We start from the raw sequence: 23,433 nt of genomic DNA, 5'->3' as shown, positions 1-23,433 counted from the left end.
GCGAGTTGAGTGAATTTATCAACTATCCATTGTTTGCGGTGGTTAAAGTTACTACCACTTGCTCGGTCCTCGCCACACAAAAACGCTCTGCGCACACAGCGGCAAATGCAGTGGTAGTAGGGCGTGCTGTCTAAACAGATCTGTTGTTCACGTGCTCGGGTCATAACAGCACCTCTAGGGCTTGGGGTGTACTTAAAGCCTAGAAGTGCTGTTGGGAACTGTCAAAAAGACTTGGGTGTCCTTTATTTTTTCTTTATTTTTTATATTTTTATTTTTTGTCACATGCTAAATCCACTCTTCCAATCGGATTTTGTAGTAGGATCAGCCCTCATTTCCTCAATAAAAAACAAGCATGCAGAGCTTTCGTCCTTAAAGTTCTCCTTATCTACTTGCTGACCACGCTCGCTATAAAAAACACACCAGCCGTTCTCTTCAAGCCTTAGACATAAGGCTTCGTCAGCCAATTCCTCATCAAGCGAATAAGTTGAAGGCTTAAAATTTTCTTTGCTCAAGGTATCTCTTAGCTCATCTTTATTCATCGCCAGCCTCCTACTTTATGACGCGTTCTAATTGACCACTCTTAACAAGATCTTTCACAGATGCAGGTAATTTAATTTGTTCACCATACCCAGGCATATCAAATGCTGGCGCCGCTGGGCCAACTCGAGCGTTATCGACTTCTACAACCCTGTATACGTTTAAGTTACTCGTATCTGTTCCCGGTCGTAGTGATAAGCTTTCAGGCTTAGTCCCCAAAGGACTCACAAATGTACCGCGCTCACTGCCGACTCGTCCAATTAGCTCACCCGGCTGCAAAGAGTCAATACGATCTGCACCATAAACAAAGCCATCATTCTTTGGCCAATCCCATACAACATTATCTGCACCATATTTGTCTGACAAATATTGATTCCAGTGCGCCCCGGAAATGTTGTCAGCACTGTCTGGAACTACGCTAAACTTCGCTGTAATACTATCTACTGAATCCGAAACTTTATTATACGCACGGGAGAATAAATCACCACCCCATTGCTTCAAAGAATCGGGGACCAACTTTCCGCCAAATCGGTCGACAAAGAGACCAGCACCGCCAAATAGCACTCCTTCTGCGGCTCCTGCCCAGCCGCCACCTTTAAAGCCATTCTCTATTGCTAGGGCGAATTCTGAGGCGCCATGTACCATCCACTCCTGAGGTGTTAAGTAAACACCACCTAAAGCCCCTGAGTTCATAGGGTCGTTTCGCCAAGCCTCAAACTCAGCGTCAGATAGCATCCCTGTGCCTGCCGTGGAGAGTCCATTCCTCGCCATCTCTTGTTCAAATTTTTCCATGAAGTTTGGCGCGGTTTCGCCATACTCCCCGGTTGTTGAAGCGTATAACCCCCGATTTTGTGGGCCTGTTCCATCTACATATTTATTGAGGTATTGAATTTCTCTTCGCTGTTCAACTTCCGCTCTATGCGCTGCTTGTTGATATTCTCTCGCCACACTATTACCAATCATGTTACCAAAGGCATCAGTAGCTATGGCTGACCATTCGCGTTTACCGCCTATGCCCATCCACTGCCTTGCTACATTATCGGCCGCGCCGCCAGCAAACGATGATATGAAGTCGGTAGCCATTTCGTTACCTTGAAGCTGCCCGCCATACTGTCCCGCAATAGAGCCCGCCACGCCCGCAGCCATGCCTTTCCAGCTAAAGCTGCCGTCGTCGAGGATTTTGTTGGTTAAGTAGTTACCAGCAGTTTGCGCTGCAGCTTTAGTGGCGATGTTGCCAATAGTACCAACCGCATCTACCTTATCTGCAAGTGTTCCTGCGATGGCTCCGACTCCAGCTGCCAATGCGCCCCTAGCGCCAGCCTTAAGAACGGCCCCCATATCGAAGCCGTCCTGAATCCCTAGGGCAATGCCAACCACTTGGCCGGCTGCATTGCCGGCGGCAGCGCCTAAGCCTGCAGCGGCTATTTTCAGTGCAGGGCCAGCTCCCGTGCCAGCTGTGTAAACAGCCACAACTACCGCGACTACAATGGCTACAACGGCCACAATCATTTGCGCACAGCCGGTATCACTTGGTGGAGGTGCTACCGCTTCGGCATCGGTTTTGCCTATGACATCACTAGGGTTATAAGGCTTAAAGGTGTCGCTGGTATTGTGTACGTTGCTATTCACCGTAGGAATAGTCAGGCTCATACCTTGCTTTAAGCTAGCCGTTGGCTCAATAGCGTTAGCATCGGCAATCATGTACCACAGTGAGCCATCGCCCCATAGTTTTTGAGCAATGCCTTTTAGCGTGTCGCCATTATTAACCGTGTAAGTACCGGGTGCCGCCTGTTGCATTTTAGAGGCTTCAACATAGTTGCTCTCAAAGTTACTGTCAGACAGTGAGCCGGTATCGCCGAGTACGTTGCCATTGGCGTAGTAGTAATCTTGCATCTTGGTGCCGTCACGGCGGAACAGTACTTGCCCGTCACGGTTGTTAATCAGCATGCGGTCGTGACCTTTGGAGCGGGTATTAGAGCCGCGCACATACAAGAGCTCACCAAAACGGTCGTAGTAATTAGTGACATTGTTAGGCGTCCACTGATCACGACCGGTGCTCATGGTCGAGCTGGCTTGCTGGTAGCCTTCAAAATAGTTATAGGTTTTTTTGTGGGTTTCACTATGGCTTAAGTAATCACCACCAGTGGTCATTAATTTTACATCCTGGCGATAGACCTTAACGCTATAGCCAGTGTTGTTACCGGCATCGTCATATTTGCCCGAGTAATCAACGTACGAAACGACCCTTAAGGCTGTTTTATTAAAGACTTTCACGACATATTCATTACTCCCATAACCGCCACCACGGGTTTCGTTAACGTGCAAATCTCGTAGGTTATAATTGGTTTGTCGTTTTAGCTGGGAGCCATTTCCCCAGCTGTAAGCGGTTCGGCCAATGGTTGAACCCTGTTGAGTACTACTATTAAAGGTGGAATGGCTATTACCTTCACCTTTTTTAGTGGCATAAGTGTATTGGTTGCTTAATCGGCCCAAGCTGTCATAGCTGCGTGAGCTTAACAGTGCGATATTGGTAGGCAAGTAGCTGCTACTAGTATTTTTACGTATACGCGTTTTGGTCAACAACGCTGAGTTATAGAGGTATTCGTAGCGCTCGTGGTTATATTTTGAGCCGTCTCGTTGTATTTCTTGCGTTCGGCGGTCTAGGTTGTCGTAGCTAAAGTGACGTGTGCCGTCTTTATAGCCACCTGCTAAACTTGATGCATTAGCATAAACAATGCGGTTAGCTGCGTCATAGGTGTAGTAATAGTCTTTTGTTTCAAGGCTAGCATTGGTAGTGGTTTTGTATACTTCTGCGCGTACCTTGCGGCGATTTCCCATAGCATCGTATTGATAAGATAGACTGCGTAAGCCAGAGGTTTTAGTGATACTTGGTGGCACATATGCACTACCATAGCTGGCGCTAGACCCATCCATAATTTTAGGGGTGTAAGTCGCTTGCGGTGAGGTCACCTTAACAAGCTGACCTTTGGCGTTATAGCTATTGGTAGTGGTTCTCGTAAAGCTATATATCAGGGTTTCTGAACCAGGCACGCTTACCATATTGCCGCCGTATTGGTGCTTCTCTAAGTAAGAGTAATTACGGGTATATTTGCGGTAAGAACTGTGTTTTTCGGTGAGGCGGTTACCCATCTTATCGTAGGTATAACTACTCGACTCATTTTGCAGCAAGCCACTAACAGAGGTGAATGTTGCATTCCATTGGGTGGTTTTAGCTCTGCCTAGCAAATTGGCAACGTCGTCCCAGCCATCGGTGCCGGTGCGAGAGATGGTTTTTAACTTGCCGTTTTCGTAGTAGCTGTAGGCTTTAATGTTGTTGCCGTTAGTTTCGCGGTAAACCTGCTTGTGGCCGTTTAAACTTAGTGTCGTGGTTCGCCCGGCTAAGTCGCGGCGTTTGGTGACATTGCCATAGGTATCAAACCACCAGTATTGGTAGCGGCCATCTGCATTTGTTTGTTTGTACTTTCTATTTAACGAGTCATAGTAGTATTTGGTGACTACGCGCTCTAGGTTGCGGGTGGCGATTACATTGCCACTGGCATCGTATTTGGTATAAACAGTATTACTGCTGTTTTCGCTGGTCCCGGTAATGTCTTTAACTCTTCTACCTGCTTGATCATAAGCATAGGTGCGAGTTAAGCCGTAGCTGTAATAACTCCCCGAGCTACTAATTAGACCTTCACGGGTGACAAGGCCGCGTTTGTTGTATTGGGTACGGCTATATTGATTGAGGGCATTTTTTGTATAGGTTTTATTGCCGTAGGCATCGTATTTGTACCAAGTGACGGCACCAATTTCGTTACGCTCCCAAGATAATAAACCTGCACTGTCGTAGGACCAAGTGCGTACTTTGCCTAGGGCGTTGGTTAAGCGGACTTGGTTACCGAGCTTGTCGTAGTGGTAACTTTGCGTTGCTGCTTTGTTTACCTCTGTGGCGCTATTGCCAACGATAGTTTTAACAGTGGGTAATTGCTCCCACACTACTTGGTTGTTTAAGTTGTAGCGCTGATAAGTGACACCACCCAAAGCGTTAGTGCTTTTAATCACATTCCCCCAGCGGTCAAACTGCTGTTTGGTAATGGGGGTTTGAAATGCTGATTGGCTATTATTTCTAAAACGCGGTAAGCGTTGTTCGGTTAAACGGCCTAGCTTGTCGTAAATATTGTAGGTGGTGTAGTCATCTTGCGTGGTTGCTGTACTGCCGACTAAGACGTGCTTGGTCATTTTGCCCGATAAATCGAATAGCATGGTGCTGGTATCACCATTGCTTTCACGCTTGCCGGTCATTTGACCCGCTTTGTTATAGGAGTAATAGTAGCTGAGACTGGTGTTTTTACCCGAGGCGTCAATTTCGCCAAAGGCATTATAGCGAGAGGTATCACCGCGGCCATTTACTGCGGTATAGGTTTGGTTGCCGCGTTTGTCATAGTTATAAGTTTTGGTTATGGTGTAGTCGTTTTGGGTATCGCCTGTCCAATAAGTGTAATTGTTATCTATTCGAACAGCTTCAGATTTTACATTACCTTTTTGGTCATATTTGATGTCGGTATTTATACCGTCACCATTGGTTATTTGAACCTGACGGCCGAGTGCATCTAGCTTGTAATGAGTATAAAAATGCCCAGTTTTACCTGAAGAGTCTTGGTCGTGCTGACGGCTTAGATCACCATGAATGCTATAAACAAAACGCGTGGTATGACGGCCCGTTAGAGAGCTAAAACCAGTATTGCCATAGGCAACGTAGTGAGCTTCCCCGTGCTTAGCTGTTTGACGCCCGAGAGCATCATATTCGTAGATTGTGATACCACCCGCGGCATTGGTTTCTGTTTTAACGTTGCCTACTGCATCGTAGCTAGTTTTGGTAATAAGGGTGCCTGTGGCGCCACCTAAATCCCCATTGGTATAAAAGTTATGACTACCCGCACTGTTTGCATCCCAGCGATTCTCTTGGGTTTTTCGGCCTAGCGCGTCATAGGTATAGCTGGTATATCTGTCGTAGCCAATACTTGCTGTTCCACCCGTTCTTCTGGAATAGCCAGAGGTAGAGATAGAGGTGGCGGTATAGGCATATTCATGTTTTTGGCGCATTTGGCCAAATTCGTTGTAAAAGTACTCTGTGAGGTAACCTAGGGCGTCGGTTTCGGCGCGTTTTTGACCATCGTTATTGTAATAGAAATGTTTATCTGCCCACGCATCGTAGTCTATACGGGTGCGCTCTCTAGTCACTTGGCCAAACTCGTTATAGGTGTATTGAGTTTCTGGAACTACGGTTTTAACGCCGACACCTGAGTCGTAAATGGTAATAGCATCACTCACCACTTTGGTTACTCTGCCTTGGCGATCAAAGTAGCGGGTTAAGCGGCGGTCATTGCTATTGGTGCTAATACGGCTTGCGGCCAAACTCTCTGAAATAGTGTAACCGTCACCAATACCGGATAAGTTGAATTTGTTGTTATAACGAATGACTTGAACCGTGGAGTAACCGACATTAGTTTCACCATACTTGTATTCAGTGACATACGCGTCTTCGTCTACTTCGTAACGGACTCGACCTAGCTTGTCGTAAACTTTATAGGTGTTAGCGCCCATCTCATCTTTTTGAGCAACCGCTAAACCGAGCGCATTGTAGGTGATGGTTTTGGTGAGGCGTACTCTACCTGAGCCACTGGTGAAATGTACTTTACCATCGCTACTACTAAAGTATCCGGGCAGCAGAATTTTTGTTTGGCGATTAGCGGCATCGTATTGATACTCGGTGGCGCGTTGGTCGGTAGTGCCGTAACCTTCAATTCGTTTGGTTAAATTGCCGTTGTTGTCATAGTAAAACCTGGTGTCTGGGCGGGTCGTCTTTAAGGTTGAATTGCTAAGGCTGTGATAAATACTAGGAGCTAGTTCGCGGGTTAAGCGATTGCTACTGTCGTAGTAGTAGTTCCAAGTTTTGCCATTTTTGTTAGTAAACGAGGTTTTATTACCATTTACATCGTAGGTGTACGATTCTTTTTTGCCAAGGGCGTCGGTAGTGGAAGTTAGGCGACCTGCGTTGTCGTAGGTGTATTGGGTGATCCGGTTGCCGGTTTTGGCATTAGCACCTAACCAACTGGCCACACCGCTTTCAGTGCTCCACGTACCAGTGAACTTTTTAGCATATTGAATAGTTTTAGTAACTTGACCAAGCGCGTTAAACACTGATTCTTGTACATAGCCTAAGGCGTCTTTGCTGAAGCGTGCGCGGCCTAACTCATCAAAAAGCGTTGCTGTTGTTCTATCTGAGGAACTGGCACCGCTGCGTTTACCAACGGTTACGCCTACTTGATTGCCAAAGGCGTCATATTGATATTTGGTTAAAGTATCATCTGCTGAAATGGCGGAAGTATTACCGTAATTAACAACTGTGTTAACTTCACCGCGAGCGGTGTAGGTGTAATCAGCAATATTGCGGAGCCCACCAGTTGTTTTCCACATATCGGTACGCTGAATTTCGCCAAAATCATTATATGTGTAGTCAGTCAACAGGCCTTTAGCGTTAAACTCGCGGGTTTTTAGTCCGCGGCGGTCATAGGTAATGCTGTATGTGCGGGCATCTAAACCATGATCGCGAGCTGCGTTTAAGCGAGATGTTAATGTGCTGTTTATTGCACCACCTGACAAGCCGGAAAGGCTAATTCTTTTGGCAAATTGCCTAGTCTCGCTAACTTGTCCAAAGTTGTCATAGCTGGTTTCTGACACTTCACCAAGAGGATTGACGCTGTGTGTTAGTCGCCCTAATGTATCGTAGAAAAACAAGGTTTTATGATTACGCCCATTAATCGCTTGGGTTTTTCTACCCGCACTATCGTAAACATAAGTGGTTGATTGTGAACCTTGAGTTGTTTTAGTGAGTTCGCCAAATTTGTTGTAAAGATTAACAATACTGGTACTGCCATTGCTTTGGCTAAGCAGTTGACCCACTTTGTTATAGCTGAAAGTGGTGCTCACGCCAACTGGGCTTACGGTGGTTTTTACCTCACCGGTTTTGCCGTAGTCTGTGCGAGTGCTTATTCTATTTGATGTACCACCAGCGTAACTTTGCAGACTTGCGATTGAAGTGGCTGAGCTAATATTGGCGCTAATCGCACTCTTATATTGATAATTGAACTGACGATTAGAGTACTCATCATAGACAATCTCATTTAGTTCGCCTTCCGCATTTACAGTCGCTCTTAAACGTTGCGTGCCGTCGTAATAGTTAAAGCTGTGGCGGTCGTCTTGGTGAGCGCTTGGTCTTAGCTGGCTAAGTGAGCCAGAGGCTCGGTAACTGCTATTGGTGGCATTTTTGTATGCAATGTTTTCAACTAACAAACCTTGGGCATTGTACTTGCGCTCGCTTAAATAGCCGGCAGCATCTAAGTGGGCGATTTGCTTGCCAGTTAAATCGTAAAAGAAGCGCTGGGTGCGTGAGCCCATGGTGGTTTTTATTACCTGACCGGCACTGTTGTAGTAAGAGGTACTTACTTTGCCTTCACCATCTGCGCTAGTTAGTTGGTTGCCTGCCTTGTCGTAGGTAAATACGTTTACTCTATCTTTAGCACTATTTGCAGCTGGCTTAAATTGGCTGATGTGAGTTTTAGTAACGGTGGTACCGTTAAACCAGCTGGCTGTGCTAGTGTGGTTCCAGTACGCTTTAGTGCTAGCAACTTGCCCTGCGGTGTTATAAAGCGTTTCTGTCACTAAGCCATCATGGCCGACTATGGCGTTTTGTCGCCCTGACTCATCATAAAAATAGAAGGTGCGTTGGCCAGTGGGTGATTGTGTCATGGCCACTTGGCCGTTAGCATTGTAGTAAGTGCGCGCTATACGGTGAGTACTACCGTATGAAGTATCAATACTGCTTAGCTTACCTGCGGCATCAAATACCGAGGTAGTGATTTTGCCCTCGGCGTTAGTGACCTTAACGGTGTTACCGCTATAAACCGTTGAACTTGAGTAATTATTGCCATTGGTCACTTTAGTGACGCGACCCTCTCCATCGTAGGCATAGCTAGATATTGTGTTTACGCCATTTCGAACCGCGATAGATTGCAGTAGTTGGCCGTGTTGGTCGTATACAAATTTGGTGCGAATGGCTGCGCTGTTGAAGGTACCTGCACCACTGGTTGTGGTAGTGGCGTAAGAGCGGGTCTCTGTAAGTTGATCGCGCCCATCGTAGTAATAATCGGTTCTACTGGTTAGTGTTTTATTTTGGGCGCCTCGCCAGCTCTCTAATTGGCTATAGCTAAGTTGGCTTGTAACAGATAAAGCAGCCACATCATATTTGGCTTGTTGATATTGAATGGTGGCGTGTTTTGTACCTACTGCATTGTAATGGTGCGAGGTCACGCGCCCTTCAGCATCTACCACAAAGCTAAGATGCTTTTCACTATCATAAACATAGCGTGTGGTGCTTGGTGTAGTGGTTTTGTTGAGATACACGGTTTCACTCAGCAGCAGCTTGCCACTATAGCGCCATTCCGTTTTATTGCCTTCGCCATCAATAGCGCTGGCACGGTTACCTGCGCTGTCGTAGGTATATTTGGCAACGTCATAGCCAGTACTGGCATTATGTACCCGAGTGAGGTGGTCTTTGCTGTCGTAGTAGAAGCGTGTATCTAAGCGACGAGCAGAGGTATTCAAACTACTGGTGCTAGGGGTGAGAGTGCGAGTTAGGCGATTATCGTTGGCAGTGTCAAAGTAGTAGGTCCAAGTGCGATTAAAGCCATCTTTGATGTTGGTGTAACCACTACCATAGCTATAAGTTAATTTGTGGCCAGTACCATCGGTGACAGTGGCAATTTTGCTGCCCGTGTAAGTAAAGCTGACCTTGCTGCCATCACTTTGGTTTACTTCTCTAATGCGAGTGCTTGAACCATCATAAAGATAGTTGGTGGTGAAACTGTCACCGGTTAGTGCGGTTTTTACTTTGGTTAAGCGCTGTGCACTGTCGTAGCTGTAATCGACTTGGCTTGTCCAGCTACCGTTAGCATAGGTAGTTAAGCGAGACATTTTGCCCGATGGGCCGTTGTATTCAAACGCCATACGTTCGCCATTGCCAAACTTAATACTCGTTAGCTTGGTACCGCTATAGGTATAAGTTCTTGCGTTACCATCAGCATCAGCAGAGGAGATCAAATAACCGACGCTATTGTAAGTATCTTTAGCGCCCGTTTTTAGGTTGGTATAAACATAGTTACTGCCCGACTTAGTGATTTGACCTACTTCATCTTCACCGTTGGTATTCTTAAACACACTGCCGCTAAGGGAGTAGGTTACAGTGCTTGAATCACCTCGGCGTAAGGTGATGCTACTGCTGGAAATCGAACTAAGTTGGCGTTCGAAACCAAAGCGCCACCCGTTGGCGTCTGAATCATTCCATGCACCTTGGCTGTTGTAGGTTCTTTCTGCAATGATATCTAAGCCACGGCCAACCAAAATCTCATCATGGTCGGTAAGTACTAAGTTACCGGTACTGGCATTGACATAGTTACCTATACCACCTTGTCTGAGTGATGCGTTACCCGAGCTAAAGTGGCCAGATAAGTGATTTAAAGAAGAGTCGGCCAAACCTAAATCGCGACCAAACATCAATGCTGTCATGCTGAAATCCCTGTCAATATCCTGTCGTCAATCGCTACGCCGGTTGCGAGTGACAAAAACTGTTTCTAAAAGAGTTATCAAGCGAGATTTTTATTTGTTAAGGACTAATTTGAATTTTTTTAAAAAAAGTTTTTAAAGGAGGCTAAATAGGCGACGTTCTTCTTGGTTATGGCTGGGCATTTAATGGATGCTGAGGTGTTTAGTTTTAGCCCAGTAATCGTATTCCTTGCTTTCCCCGTGGTTCAGATTGGTATACTTAAAACCGTCTAACCAGTCTTTGTCCAGTTCTTCAAAGTTAAGATCATGTTTTCCACAATAAACAAGCAGGTGCTTTTGAGCAGATATCCAGATCGAATAATTGGATTTTGAGGTGGTTTGGTCTTTGATATCAACTTGCTGCTGAAAGTAGTCGATAAAACTGGCTTCTTGTTTTGTTCTATCTTCAAAACCATGCTTTTGAGATTGCCATTCAACCAGTCGTTTTCCCTTGATGGTTTCAGCTAGAAGCAGATGTTCTTTGTTATGCTGGCATTTTTGAGATGTTTTTGTTTACTCTAAGTGTACGTTTTTCAATAGAAATTTTCATTTTAGTCCCCAATTGGGGACCATAATTAGAAAACAATGAAAACTAACGAACAGTGATATCTAATAAAATCAGTAAGTTAGTTGCCGTTAATTTCCCTTATTTGCCCACTTTACTTTCCGATACAGAAACTAGTGAAAATACGGCTGAGTAGATCGTCTGAACTGAACTCACCGGTAATTTCACTTAAATGTTGCTGAACCAATCGCAGTTCTTCGGCTAATAGCTCGCCGGCTTGGTAAACCTCTAACTGGGTTTTACCATTATCCAGGTGCTCAGAGGCTAGCTCTATGGCATTAAGGTGTCGGCGCCTAGCCATAAAGCCCCCTTCCATATTGCCTTGAAAACCCATGCATTCTTTTAGGTGGTCTTTTAGTTCTATTAAACCAAGTTCAGTTTTGGCGGAGAGTTTATACACCGGGTGACCATGATCCATGACCACGTCTAAGTTTTCGCCTGTTACATCGGCTTTATTACGAACTACTGTCATGCCTATATTAGTGGGCAGTTTTGCTACAAATTCAGGCCAAATTTTCACGGGGTCTAATTCTTCGGTGGTGGTGCCATCCACCATAAACAATACCCGATCAGCATTATTGATTTCTTCCCAGGCGCGCTCTATACCAATTTGCTCTACTACGTCAGCATCTTCTCGCAAACCAGCGGTATCAATGATGTGTAAAGGCATGCCATCAATATGGATATGCTCGCGCAATACATCACGAGTCGTGCCGGCTATGTCGGTAACAATGGCGGCTTGTTTGCCCGCTAAGGCATTCAGTAAGCTTGATTTACCCGCATTTGGCCTACCCGCAATAACTACCCGCATGCCTTCTCGTAATAGCGAACCTTGGCGTGCTTGCGCTTGAACAGTACTTAGCTCATTGATTATCGCGTGTAAGTCGGTTTGAACTTTACCGTCACTTAAAAAGTCGATTTCTTCTTCTGGGAAATCGATGGCAGCTTCTACATAAATACGTAAGCGAGTGACGTTTTCTACCAAGCTGTGAATCTTGTTAGAAAATTCACCCTGTAGCGATTGTAAGGCACTTTTAGCGGCTTGCTCACTGGTAGCTTCAATAAGGTCTGCAATGGCTTCTGCTTGGGCTAAATCGAGCTTATCGTTTAGAAATGCCCGCTCACTAAACTCACCGGGGCGGGCCATTCGCAATCCGTCTATCTGGCTTATTTCGCGGATTAGCATATCAATCACTACTGGGCCGCCGTGGCCTTGTAGTTCTAATACATCTTCGCCGGTGAAGGAGTTTGGCCCTTTAAAGTACAAAGCTATGCCTTGATCTAAGGTATCGCCTTGTAGGTTTTTAAACGCTAGGTAGTCGGCATAACGAGGAGCAGGGCATTTACCCAATAATTTTTCTGCTACTTGTTGAGATAAAGGACCGGATACGCGAATAATACCTACGCCGCCACGACCAGGTGCAGTGGCTTGGGCCACAATCGTATCATTTGAATTCATGCTGACTCTCTCTGAAATTATGCGTCAAAAAAAATGCCACTCAGTTTTCACTGAATGGCATTTTAGCATTGTAGCTAAACTTTGTGCTTAGCGTTTATGCAGGCCGTTTTTCTCTAGGTTACGGTAAATAATGGTTTGCTGAATCAGCGTTACCACGTTACTCATTAGCCAGTAAAGTACTAGACCAGCTGGGAACCATAAGAAGAATACGGTAAAGATAACAGGCATAAATTGCATAATCTTAGCCTGCATTGGGTCAGCAACCGTAGTTGGCGACATCTTCTGAATGAAGAACATGCTCACACCCATTAGCACTGGCAAGATGTAGAACGGGTCTTGAACCGATAGGTCGGTAATCCAACCAAAGAACGGCGCATGACGCAGTTCTACGCTTTCCATTAATGACCAATACAATGCAATGAAGATAGGCATTTGCAACAAGATAGGGAAACAGCCACCTAAGGGATTAACCTTTTCTTTCTTGTAGAGTTCCATCATGCCTTGCGACATTTTCTGACGGTCGTCACCATACTTCTCACGTAGTGCTGCCATTTTTGGCTGTAGCAAACGCATTTTCGCCATTGAGGTGTATTGCGCTTTAGTTAGCGGGTACAACAAACCTTTAACGGTGAAGGTAATCAGGATAATAGCTACACCCCAGTTGCCTACAAAGCTATGGAAGAACTTAAGCAACTTAGATAGTGGTTGAGCAATAAACCATAACCAACCGTAATCAACAGTAAGATCTAGGTGCTTAGCTGATTCAGCCATTTGTTCTTGAAGCTTAGGACCCACCCACAATGCACTGCTTAACTTAGCACTTTGGCTAGGCGCAACGGTTTGTACAGGAGCTTTATAACCCATGAACACAAAACCATTGTTGCTGTTAGAGTACAGTTGATTGGTGTCGCCAGCATTTGGTAGCCAAGCCGTTACAAAGTAATGCTGCATCATGGCAACCCAACCACCTGTAGTGGTTTCACTTAGGTTAGATTTTTTGATGTCTTTGATGCTGTACTTAGAGTAGCGCGTAGACTCACTTGAGTATGCGCCACCGCGGTAAACAGGCATTACCATACTAGAGCTATGCTCTTTTTCGGTTTGCTTAATTTGGCTGTAAAGTTGCAGACTTAAAGCGTTGTCACCATTGTTGGTCACATCAAAATCTACTTTAACGTCGTAGCTACCGCGGGTAAGGGTAAAGCTTTTAGTAAAGCTACTGCCGCTTTCGTCTTGGTAAGTAAAGGCTACTACCAATTCATCGCTGCCATCGGTCATTTCAAAACTGTCGCTGCTTACTTGATAAACAGGGCGACCGTTGGCGTTTGCGTCTGGGCCATCACGACCAATCAAACCGCTTTGGGCGATGTAGGTAAAATTCGGGTTTTCTTCAAGTAGCACAAACGGGTCTGCAGAGTCTTCTTCTATTGGGTAAGCCAATAGCTCAGCACTTACTACATCACCGCCTTGAGCGCTAATTTTAAGTTTTAATACGTCTGTCGTTACAGTGATTAACTGACCCGCCGAAGTGGCTTGAGTTAAGTCTGAATCGTCGTGAGATAATGCACTGGCTGGCACATCACTATTTGCATTCGCACCAGTTGCGTTAACAGTATTGGTGGCAGTTGCTACTACAGGCTGTGGGCCGTAGTCTTTTTGCCATTGCTGATATATAAGAAAACTTACAAACAGCAACCCAATTATCAGTAAATTGCGTTGAGATTCCATAATATTAGTTAATCACTATTTGTTTTTTCGGAACCTGGAACCGGATCGTGTCCGCCAGGATGTAGAGGATGGCATTTTAATAGACGTTGGCTTGCTAACCAACAACCTTTTATCACACCGTGCAAATTAATTGCTTCAATCGCATAGTCTGAACACGATGGCGTAAATCGGCAGCGCGGGCCAAGTAGTGGACTTATCACATATTGATAAGCCTTTATCGGCATAATTGCGATTATTCGCAACGGCGCGTTAGTCTTCGCCATGATTTCTCCAGAAGCTTCATCAATTCTTGATTACTTAAATCTGAAATACCGTTCTTGGAAATAACCACAATGTCTACTGCAGGTAATTGATGCTGATGCAGACGAAAGCTTTCTCTTGCTAAACGCTTAATACGATTACGACCTACAGCGAGTTTAATACTTTTTTTGGAAACAGCTAAACCCAAACGAGGATGAGAGAGAGTATTGGTTTTTGCAAGGATGGTGAGTTGAGGAGTACCCACACGAACGGGGTTGGAGAATACGTGTTTAAAATGCATGGGAGTTAACAAACGTAACTCCCTGCCAAAAGTTTGTCTTTGCACTTAATTATGCAGACAAACTTGCGCGACCTTTAGCGCGACGACGTGCCAAAACTTGGCGGCCGTTTTTAGTTGCCATGCGAGCGCGGAAACCGTGGCTACGCTTACGCTTTAATACGCTTGGTTGAAAAGTACGTTTCATATTTATTACTCTTGCTAGCTAGTTTTTTACTGTACAGTCGGTGCAATTAACCAAAATGGTAGGCGCACCGGGTAAAAAAGAGGCGAAATTCTAATCATTCGCCACTTCTAAGTCAAACGAAATATCGCTTAATCTTAAATACTCTTTTTCAAAAGATCCTTTGGATCTTGGGCGGCATTATAGTGCTCCTATATATAGGTGCAACAGATCTATTTAATTAGACTTCGCCGCGCTTTACAATTCGAGAGATAAACTGTTGAGTTCTGGGATCTTTTGGGCTGTTAAATAGTTGCTCTGGGCTACCTTGCTCTACGATTGTCCCGTCACTCATAAATACCACTCGATCCGCTACTTCTCTTGCAAAGGCCATTTCATGGGTGACAATAATTAGGGTTTGCTTTCGCTGGGCCAGTTTTTTTATCAAGGCCAGCACTTCGCCCACCCATTCAGGATCAAGTGCCGAGGTGGGTTCATCAAACAAAATGGCTTTGCTATGGGTGGCCATTGCTCGACCAATACCTACTCGTTGCTGTTGACCACCCGAAAGTTGGCTAGGGTAATGTTTAGCTTTATCCGCTAAACCAATGTCGCTTAAGATCTCTCTGGCTGTATTCAGTGCTTCCACTTTCGGTTGTTTCCAGACAGTAATTAACGCTTCGGCGATATTCTGCTCAGCATTTAGATTGGCAAACAAGGAGTAGTTTTGAAAAACAAAAGACAACTTCCTGCGTAATGCCAATACATCCTGTTGTTGATGATGCTTTGCCTCAACATTCAAATTGTCGACACTAATGGTTCCTGAGTCTGGTTGCTCAAGGTAGTTAATGCAGCGCAAAAAAGTAGATTTACCCGTTCCAGAAGGCCCGATGATAGCGACAACTTCGCCCTCTTTAACCTCTAAATCGATGCCGTTAAGCACTGTTTGACCATCAAAGGCTTTACTAAGGTTGGATACTTTAATCATACTAATAAGCCTTGGATAATCGTTTTTCTGCTACGTTTTGTAGCTGGGTAAACACGGCCACTACCGCCCAATAAATAAGTGCAACAGCTAAAAATGATTCAAAGAACTTAAAGCTACTTGAAGCTTCCATTTGCGCTTTGGCCATGATCTCGGCAACCCCTAAAGTGAAGGCTAAAGAGGTGCTCTTAATCATATCAATAAGGTAGTTCATTAAAGACGGCAACGCGGTACGTAATGCTTGCGGTAATACCACTCTGCGCAGCGCTTGCAGGCGTGTCATGCCAAAAGCATAGCTAGCATCCCACTGGCTTTTATCAATAGAGTTTATTGCTGCTCTAATGCTCTCTGCTTTATATGCCGAGAAATGCAGGCTTAAACCTATGACCGATGCGCTAAAGGCGTCTAAGCCAATCAGTATTGGGAATACTTGTGGTAAACCGTAATACAAAATAAACAGTTGGACTAACAATGGAGTACCACGGAAAAACGAGATAAACACCACTGCAAACTGGTTGAGCACTGGCAACTTAAATACCCTAAATAGGGCTAAGATTAAGGCCAGTATTAACGCAAAAACGGCTGCAATAGCAGCCATTTCCATGGTTGTTCCCAAATACTTAAACAGTATTGGGAACAATTCCATCATGTAGTTAAAGTCAAAAGTTGACATTATTTGGTGATGTCTCCGTCAAACCATTTTTCAGATATTGCGCTTAGGCTACCATCTTGCTGCATTGCTTCTAAGCTAGCATTTACTTTTGCTTGTAAGGCTTGGCCTGCTTCGTTGTTTTTGAAAGGCATCGCGTTTTTAATGGTTTCGAAAGGCTGTCCTGCTAGCGCTAAGGGTAGACCAGATTTTTTAATCAAGGCTAAAGATGATACTCGGTCCATAACAAAAGCGTCTGAGCGACCCAAGGCAACGTCTTGCTCAATGCCGGTGTCGTAGGTAGCAATATTTATTTGCTTATCGCTATCGTGTTTTCTTAATAGCTGCTCAAAGTTTGAACCTAGGTTAACTGCTACTTTTTTACCTTTAAGATCGTTAATGTCCTTTATCTCGTCGTTACCTTTACGCACAACAATTTGCGCACCGTCTACAACGTAAGGATGTGAGAACAAGTATTTGGCCTTACGCTCATCAGTAATCGTTATTTGGTTAGATATCGTATCTACTCTACCTGTTTCTAACATGCCAAATAAGCCAGAGAAGTTTGCGGTAACATATTCAACCTTCCAGTCGTTACGTTTAGCTATTTCATCCCATACATCAACTTCAAAACCTTGGAGCTTGTCTTGCTGAACAAAAGTGAAGGGGAAGTAACGACCAGACATACCCACTTTAACGGTATCTTGAGCAAATGCTGACCAAGGACTTAGGCTAACCAGCAGTAAAGCCATTAGTAATCGTGATTTATTTAGTAGTTTCATTTCGATTCTTCTATTCAGCGAGTAGTGTATGGCAAAAAATTCTAGTTCATAGATGATATTTGCACAAATACGCTGTTGTTATATCAAATAACCAAGCTGTTATGTGGTGACCAGAATGTTATTCACATATTTGTTATCTGCTTGTGAATAATTCATAAGAAACCTAGAGTTTAAGCGGCTTCCGTTATAAAATAGACGGTCTTTTTGGTGATAACGCGGAGTCGCGAGTGAGTGGGTCTCTTTGGCAACAAATCTTAGTACGTTTACAAGATGAATTGCCGGCAACAGAATTTAGTATGTGGATCCGACCACTTCAAGTAGAACAAGATGCAGAGCTATTGGTGTTGTACGCACCAAATCGTTTTGTACTCGATTGGGTAAAAGATAAATACCTGATTCGTGTGAACGCCTTGCTCGAAGAGTTTTGTGGAAGTGATAAGCCTAGTTTGCGTTTTGAGGTAGGCAGTAAACCTGCAAGCGTAACCAGAACCGCTACGGTAAAAAGCGAGCCTGCTCCAACAGGTGTGAGCAATGTTTACGTTAATAACAATGACTCAGGTAAAAGTTGGGATAAGGAACCCGCTGTTAAATCAGCTTTAGAAGCTAATCACCGCAACAACATTAATGCCACCTACCAGTTTGATAACTTTGTTGAAGGTAAATCAAACCAGTTGGCTAGGGCGGCAGCTACGCAAGTTGCTAATAACCCTGGTGGGGCGTATAACCCACTATTCCTATATGGCGGTACCGGCTTAGGTAAAACTCACTTATTGCATGCTGTGGGTAACGGCATTATTGCTAATAAAAAGAACGCCAAAGTTGTGTATATGCACTCTGAACGTTTTGTTCAGGATATGGTTAAAGCCTTACAAAACAATGCGATAGAAGATTTTAAACGCTACTACCGCAGTGTAGATGCCTTGCTCATTGATGACATTCAGTTTTTTGCTAATAAAGAACGCTCACAAGAAGAGTTCTTTCATACCTTTAACGCACTGTTAGAAGGTAATCAGCAAATTATCCTTACCAGTGATCGCTACCCTAAAGAAATCGACGGCGTTGAAGACCGTTTAAAAAGTCGTTTTGGCTGGGGCTTAACTGTTGCTATTGAACCACCTGAGTTAGAAACGCGGGTGGCTATTCTAATGACTAAGGCTAACGAAAATAATATCCGCCTGCCTGACGAAGTTGCTTTCTTCATTGCCAAACGCTTACGTTCTAACGTACGTGAACTTGAAGGAGCGTTGAACCGGGTGATTGCTAACGCTAACTTCACTGGGCGCGCTATTACTATCGATTTCGTTCGTGAAGCTTTGCGCGATTTACTGGCGCTGCAAGAGAAGCTAGTTACCATCGACAATATTCAAAAAACCGTCGCTGAGTACTACAAGATTAAGGTGGCAGATCTGCTATCTAAGCGTCGTTCTCGCTCTGTGGCTCGTCCACGCCAGTTAGCTATGGCCTTGGCCAAAGAGCTAACTAACCATAGCTTGCCAGAAATTGGTGATGCTTTTGGCGGGCGAGACCACACCACGGTATTACATGCGTGTCGTAAAATTGCTCAGCTAAAAGAAGAAAGTCACGACATCAAAGAAGATTACCAGAATTTAATTCGTACATTATCGTCATAATCGGAGAGGCGTTATTAAGTATGCAATTTAGTATTAATCGGGAACAACTGCTTAAACCTTTACAGCAGGTAAGTGCCGCACTCGGTGGGCGCCCAACTATTCCTATTTTAGGTAACGTATTGCTAGATATTAGCAATCAGCAATTGTCTATCACTGGCACCGATATGGAAGTAGAGCTTATCGCTACGCTTCCTTTAGAGAGCGCAGTAAATGAAGGGCGTGTAACTGTACCGGCTAAAAAGTTTGTTGATATTTGCAGAGGCTTGCCTGATGGTTGTGAAATTAGCTGTAAGGCCGATGACAACCGTTTAGTGCTTAAATCTGGTCGCAGCCGTTTTTCTTTGGCTACATTACCTGCCACTGATTTTCCCAATATTGAAGATTGGCAAAGTCAGCAAGTTATTCAACTTACTCAGGGTCAGTTAAAGAACCTGATTGATAGCACACAGTTTTCTATGGCGAGCCAAGATGTTCGTTATTACTTAAACGGTATGCTGTTTGAAACCGACGATAAAGGCTTAAAAACCATTGCTACCGACGGCCACCGATTGGCCTTAGCAGAGCAAACTTTTGATCAGCCTTTACAACCGCAACAAGTGATTGTGCCACGAAAGGGCGTAATTGAGTTGGCGCGGATGTTGGAACATGAAGACCAATTGGTTGAACTGCAAATTGGCAGTAATAACATCAGGGCAAGTGTTCAAGGTTTCACTTTTACCAGCAAATTAGTCGATGGTCGCTTTCCTGACTATCGCCGGGTGCTTCCAGCAAATAGTGATAAAGCCTTGATCTCGGGTCGTGATGAGCTTAAACAGGCATTTTCACGAGCGGCTATTTTGTCTAATGAAAAATTTAGAGGCGTGCGACTTCAACTAGAGTCAGGCACCTTAAATATTACTGCTAATAATCCTGAGCAAGAAGAGGCCGAAGAGATCTTGGATGTTGATTACAACGCCGAAGACTTAGAGATTGGCTTCAATGTTGTTTATGTACTCGACGTGCTTAATGCGCTTAAGTGCGAGCAAATTCGTATTAACATGAGTAACAGCAATAGCAGTGCGCTAATTGAAGACGCAGAGCAAACAGGCAAAGCAATGTATGTTGTTATGCCAATGCGTTTGTAGAACTGTTTAGATGCAGATACAAAGCTTAGGCTTACAACATTTTAGAAATATAGAAAGTGCCAGCCTTAGCCTCAATCCACAGCTTAATGTGGTATTGGGAAAAAATGGCAGCGGAAAGACCAGTGTACTAGAAGCTATTTATTATTTGGGTTTTGGTCGGTCTTTTCGTAGTAATAGAGCCAGTAAGGTGATTAGTTACCAGCAAGACAGTTTTGTAGTGTTTGCTCAGTTGGAGGAACACAAAATTGGTTTGCAAAAATTTAAAGGCGGAGACACAGCCTTAAGAATTAACAAGGAAACAGTACGTAGCCAAGCGGTTCTTGCTTCTTTGTTGCCTATACAGATTCTTCACCCCGAAGGGTACGGCTTAGTAGATGGCAGTCCTAAACATCGAAGAGCCTATTTGGATTGGGGAGTGTTTCACGTGGAACATCAGTTTCACGGAGCTTGGCAGAACTACAAACGAATATTGAAACAGCGTAACGCACTGTTAAAACAAACGCGTCAGTACCAAGACTTAGTTTACTGGGATAAGCAGCTTGTTGAACTGGCTCAAGTAGTTAGTACGCAACGGCTTGAGTATGTTACGAGTATTAAGTCGACTCTATTTGATTTGGTTGAAGAGTTTCTTCCTGAATACAAATTTGAGTTAGCCTTTTATCAAGGATGGGACGAACAAAGCGATTTAGCTGATTTGCTAAAAAGCAGTTTTGAGAGGGATAGAATGTTGGGTTATACCCAATATGGACCTCACAAAGCAGATTTAAAGTTTAAGTTTAATGGCATCAATGCGGTTGATTTAATCTCGAGAGGGCAGTTAAAGCTATTTGTGTGCGCATTAATATTGGCGCAAGGGCAACATGCTCAACAAACTAGTGGTAAGAAAACTGTATACCTTATCGATGATTTTGCTGCCGAACTAGATATGTCTAAACGACAGTTGTTGGCAACGTGCTTACAACAACATGGGTCTCAAGTTTTTGTTTCTGCAATTGAGGAACAAATGCTAGATGGATTTGATTTAGAAGGATGCACAATGTTTCACGTGGAACATGGTGTTATCAGCGACTATAAAACGAGAGTAAAACATGGCTGAAAATGAATATGGCTCATCGAGTATTAAGGTACTAAAAGGCCTTGATGCAGTAAGAAAACGTCCTGGGATGTATATTGGCGATACCGATGATGGCTCAGGTTTACATCACATGGTCTTCGAAGTTGTAGATAACTCTATCGATGAAGCATTGGCTGGTCACTGTACAGATGTGGTTGTTACCATTCATAGCGATGGTTCTGTATCTGTATCTGATGATGGTCGTGGTATTCCTGTTGATATTCACCCAGAAGAGGGTGTATCTGCAGCTGAAGTAATTATGACGGTACTTCACGCAGGTGGTAAATTCGATGATAACTCTTATAAAGTATCGGGTGGTTTGCACGGTGTTGGTGTTTCTGTAGTAAACGCTTTATCTATTAAGTTACAGCTTACAGTTAAGCGCCAAGGACATGTTTATGAACAGTTCTACACTTTAGGTGAACCAGATGCACCTTTAACTGTGGTAGGCGATACTGACAAGACGGGTACTGAATTACGTTTTTGGCCAAGTGAAGAGATTTTCTCTGATACTAAATTCCACTACGATATTCTTGCTAAGCGCTTACGTGAATTATCATTTTTGAACTCGGGTGTATCGATCATCCTTAAAGATGAGCGTGATGATAAGCAAGATCACTTCTGTTATGAAGGTGGTATTGAAGCGTTTGTATCTTACCTAAATACCAACAAAACGCCGATTCACCCTAAAGCATTTAGCTTTAACTTCCAGCGTGAAGATGGCATTGCTGTTGAATTAGCGATGCAGTGGAATGATGGATTCCAGGAAAACGTTTATTGTTTTACCAATAACATTCCGCAAAAAGATGGTGGTACCCACTTAGCTGGATTTAGAGCGGCGTTAACTCGTACTCTAAATAGCTATATGGAGAAGGAAGGCGTTAACAAGAAAGACAAGAATAACGCGACCGGTGATGACGCTCGCGAAGGTTTAACTGCCGTTGTTTCGGTTAAAGTACCTGACCCTAAGTTCTCAAGCCAAACTAAAGATAAGCTAGTTTCTTCAGAAGTTAAGTCTGCGGTTGAACAAACCATGGGTGAAAAACTAAGTGAATACTTGTTAGAGAACCCTCAAGAAGCCAAAATTATTACCCAGAAAATTTTGGATGCTGCTCGCGCACGAGAAGCTGCTCGTAAAGCACGAGATATGACTCGTCGTAAAGGTGCGCTAGATTTAGCTGGTTTACCAGGTAAGCTTGCCGACTGCCAAGAGAAAGATCCTGCTCTTTCTGAACTATACATAGTGGAGGGTGATTCTGCGGGAGGTAGTGCTAAGCAAGCGCGTAACCGTAAGAACCAGGCTATTCTTCCGCTTAAAGGTAAAATTTTAAACGTAGAAAAAGCACGTTTCGATAAGATGCTTTCTTCTCAAGAGGTAGCTACCCTTATTACCGCCATGGGTTGTGGTATTGGTAGAGATGAATACAACCCGGATAAAACGCGTTACCACAACATCATCATCATGACCGATGCGGATGTGGATGGCTCGCACATCCGCACCTTGCTACTAACTTTCTTCTACCGCCAAATGCCTGAAATTATTGAGCGTGGTTACATTTATATTGCTCAGCCTCCTTTATATAAGGTGAAGAAAGGTAAACAAGAGCGCTATGTTAAGGATGAAGAGTCCCTAACAGAATACCTAACAACTTTAGCCTTGGATAATTCAGGGTTGTATGTGAACCCTGAGGCGCCTGCTATTGGTGGCGAACAGTTGGAAGGTTTAGTAACCCAGTACCGTCGAGTATGGAAAAACAACGAGCGTTTGTCTCGTCGCTACCCAATTGCTCTGCTTAGCCAAATGGTATATCAGCGTCCTATTAGCGTTGAAGAACTAAAAGATAATGAAGTGTTAGAGCAGTGGTCAGAAGAACTTATTGCACCAATTAATGCTGAATTGCCAAGTGGTAACTACTACTCGATTGAAGTTGAAAAACACGAAGAACGCGATATCTACTATCCAGTAGTTACGCTTCGCCAGCATGGTGTTGACGTTCAGTTTAAGTTTGAGCCGGAGTTCTTCGCTTCAAATGACTACCAAGATATTTGTAGTTTACATGGCAAGTTAAATGGTTTGATCGAAGAAGGTGCTTACATTAAGCGTGGTGAGAAAACCAAGCCAGTTAAGAACTTTGAAGAAGCGCTTAATTGGTTAATGGCTGAGTCACGTCGTGGTCTATATATTCAACGATATAAAGGACTAGGTGAAATGAACCCAGACCAATTGTGGGAAACTACAATGGACCCTGAAACTCGCCGTATGCTGCAAGTAACGGTTGAAGATGCGATTGCCTGTGATCAGTTATTTACTACTTTGATGGGTGACCATGTTGAACCTCGTCGTAACTTCATTGAAGCTAACGCGTTGAACGTGGAAAACCTAGACGTGTAATCGATAGCGTTAAAGGTTAATACTAAAAAAGGCAATATGAAAATATTGCCTTTTTTGTACTTGAAAGAGTAAAACTTACCCCCATATATAGTAATAACAGGAT

15 protein-coding genes are annotated in these 23,433 nt (G+C 44.1%); 4 read left to right on the top strand and 11 right to left on the bottom strand.

The genetic code is table 11. The features are described from left to right. Positions 1-278: 278 nt before the first annotated feature. The 11 genes from Q4549_RS20735 to Q4549_RS20690 all read right to left on the bottom strand — a co-directional run bounded on the left by Q4549_RS20735 (position 279) and on the right by Q4549_RS20690 (position 17,069). Positions 279-539, bottom strand: a complete 261-nt coding sequence (locus tag Q4549_RS20735; protein WP_303554285.1) for a hypothetical protein — start codon at positions 537-539, stop codon at positions 279-281. A 10-nt stretch (positions 540-549) separates the two neighbouring features. Then, positions 550-10,164 (bottom strand): glycohydrolase toxin TNT-related protein, encoded by a 9,615-nt coding sequence (locus Q4549_RS20730; RefSeq protein ID WP_303554287.1) that lies wholly within the window; start codon positions 10,162-10,164, stop codon positions 550-552. 180 nt (positions 10,165-10,344) lie between these two features. Next, on the bottom strand, positions 10,345-10,578 hold the full coding sequence (locus tag Q4549_RS21870) for a phage integrase SAM-like domain-containing protein (RefSeq protein ID WP_368411623.1): 234 nt from the start codon (positions 10,576-10,578) through the stop codon (positions 10,345-10,347). Positions 10,579-10,859: 281 nt separating this feature from the next. Next, positions 10,860-12,224: a tRNA uridine-5-carboxymethylaminomethyl(34) synthesis GTPase MnmE gene (gene mnmE, locus Q4549_RS20725; RefSeq protein ID WP_303554289.1), complete on the bottom strand. Its 1,365-nt coding sequence runs from the start codon at positions 12,222-12,224 to the stop codon at positions 10,860-10,862. 87 nt (positions 12,225-12,311) lie between these two features. Beyond that, the gene (gene yidC / locus Q4549_RS20720; protein WP_303554291.1) at positions 12,312-13,952 is read right to left on the bottom strand and encodes a membrane protein insertase YidC; all 1,641 of its coding nucleotides are present in this window, start codon (positions 13,950-13,952) and stop codon (positions 12,312-12,314) included. 8 nt (positions 13,953-13,960) lie between these two features. Further along, on the bottom strand, positions 13,961-14,215 hold the full coding sequence (gene yidD, locus Q4549_RS20715; protein WP_137673571.1) for a membrane protein insertion efficiency factor YidD: 255 nt from the start codon (positions 14,213-14,215) through the stop codon (positions 13,961-13,963). Next, a complete protein-coding gene (gene rnpA, locus Q4549_RS20710) occupies positions 14,185-14,538 on the bottom strand; it encodes a ribonuclease P protein component (RefSeq protein ID WP_137673572.1) in 354 nt (117 codons plus the stop codon). The genes yidD and rnpA overlap by 31 nt, the downstream gene beginning before the upstream one ends. A gap of 4 nt (positions 14,539-14,542) precedes the next feature. Further along, complete coding sequence (gene rpmH / locus Q4549_RS20705) at positions 14,543-14,677, bottom strand: 50S ribosomal protein L34 (RefSeq protein WP_016400276.1); 135 nt, start codon at positions 14,675-14,677, stop codon at positions 14,543-14,545. 217 nt (positions 14,678-14,894) lie between these two features. Continuing rightward, on the bottom strand, positions 14,895-15,641 hold the full coding sequence (locus Q4549_RS20700) for an amino acid ABC transporter ATP-binding protein (protein ID WP_303554292.1): 747 nt from the start codon (positions 15,639-15,641) through the stop codon (positions 14,895-14,897). A 1-nt stretch (position 15,642) separates the two neighbouring features. Then, positions 15,643-16,311, bottom strand: coding sequence for an amino acid ABC transporter permease (locus Q4549_RS20695; protein WP_303513109.1), 669 nt, complete (start codon positions 16,309-16,311; stop codon positions 15,643-15,645). After that, positions 16,311-17,069 (bottom strand): amino acid ABC transporter substrate-binding protein, encoded by a 759-nt coding sequence (locus tag Q4549_RS20690; RefSeq protein WP_303554294.1) that lies wholly within the window; start codon positions 17,067-17,069, stop codon positions 16,311-16,313. Before Q4549_RS20690 ends, Q4549_RS20695 begins: the two co-directional genes overlap by 1 nt. Positions 17,070-17,296: 227 nt before the next feature. Between Q4549_RS20690 and dnaA the strand changes: the two genes are divergently transcribed. The 4 genes from dnaA to gyrB are packed head-to-tail and all read left to right on the top strand — an operon-like array spanning position 17,297 to position 23,330. Continuing rightward, complete coding sequence (gene dnaA / locus Q4549_RS20685) at positions 17,297-18,700, top strand: chromosomal replication initiator protein DnaA (protein WP_303513102.1); 1,404 nt, start codon at positions 17,297-17,299, stop codon at positions 18,698-18,700. Positions 18,701-18,720: 20 nt separating this feature from the next. Continuing rightward, a complete protein-coding gene (gene dnaN / locus Q4549_RS20680; RefSeq protein WP_303513099.1) occupies positions 18,721-19,824 on the top strand; it encodes a DNA polymerase III subunit beta in 1,104 nt (367 codons plus the stop codon). A 10-nt stretch (positions 19,825-19,834) separates the two neighbouring features. Beyond that, positions 19,835-20,920 carry a DNA replication/repair protein RecF gene (recF, locus tag Q4549_RS20675; protein WP_303554296.1) on the top strand — a complete coding sequence of 362 codons (1,086 nt, stop codon included), beginning with the start codon at positions 19,835-19,837 and terminating at the stop codon, positions 20,918-20,920. Next, positions 20,913-23,330, top strand: a complete 2,418-nt coding sequence (gene gyrB / locus Q4549_RS20670; RefSeq protein WP_303513094.1) for a DNA topoisomerase (ATP-hydrolyzing) subunit B — start codon at positions 20,913-20,915, stop codon at positions 23,328-23,330. Before recF ends, gyrB begins: the two co-directional genes overlap by 8 nt. Positions 23,331-23,433 lie beyond the last annotated feature (103 nt).

The sequence above is a fragment of the Agarivorans sp. 2_MG-2023 genome (assembly GCF_030548085.1).
In the GTDB taxonomy this organism is placed as follows: Bacteria; Pseudomonadota; Gammaproteobacteria; order Enterobacterales; family Celerinatantimonadaceae; genus Agarivorans.
Note: the sequence above shows the minus strand (reverse complement) of the source record. Positions and strands in the feature narration are given on the sequence as shown.

Excerpts from the sequence above, each read along its gene's own strand:
- Q4549_RS20730 (WP_303554287.1), bottom strand. The coding sequence starts at position 10,164 with ATGACAGCATTGATGTTTGGTCGCGATTTAGGTTTGGCCGACTCTTCT.
- mnmE (WP_303554289.1), bottom strand. The coding sequence starts at position 12,224 with ATGAATTCAAATGATACGATTGTGGCCCAAGCCACTGCACCTGGTCGT.
- rpmH (WP_016400276.1), bottom strand. The coding sequence starts at position 14,677 with ATGAAACGTACTTTTCAACCAAGCGTATTAAAGCGTAAGCGTAGCCAC.
- Q4549_RS20700 (WP_303554292.1), bottom strand. The coding sequence starts at position 15,641 with ATGATTAAAGTATCCAACCTTAGTAAAGCCTTTGATGGTCAAACAGTG.
- gyrB (WP_303513094.1), top strand. The coding sequence starts at position 20,913 with ATGGCTGAAAATGAATATGGCTCATCGAGTATTAAGGTACTAAAAGGC.
- dnaN (WP_303513099.1), top strand. The coding sequence starts at position 18,721 with ATGCAATTTAGTATTAATCGGGAACAACTGCTTAAACCTTTACAGCAG.
- Q4549_RS20695 (WP_303513109.1), bottom strand. The coding sequence starts at position 16,311 with ATGTCAACTTTTGACTTTAACTACATGATGGAATTGTTCCCAATACTG.
- yidC (WP_303554291.1), bottom strand. The coding sequence starts at position 13,952 with ATGGAATCTCAACGCAATTTACTGATAATTGGGTTGCTGTTTGTAAGT.
- Q4549_RS20735 (WP_303554285.1), bottom strand. The coding sequence starts at position 539 with ATGAATAAAGATGAGCTAAGAGATACCTTGAGCAAAGAAAATTTTAAG.
- Q4549_RS20690 (WP_303554294.1), bottom strand. The coding sequence starts at position 17,069 with ATGAAACTACTAAATAAATCACGATTACTAATGGCTTTACTGCTGGTT.
- recF (WP_303554296.1), top strand. The coding sequence starts at position 19,835 with ATGCAGATACAAAGCTTAGGCTTACAACATTTTAGAAATATAGAAAGT.
- yidD (WP_137673571.1), bottom strand. The coding sequence starts at position 14,215 with ATGGCGAAGACTAACGCGCCGTTGCGAATAATCGCAATTATGCCGATA.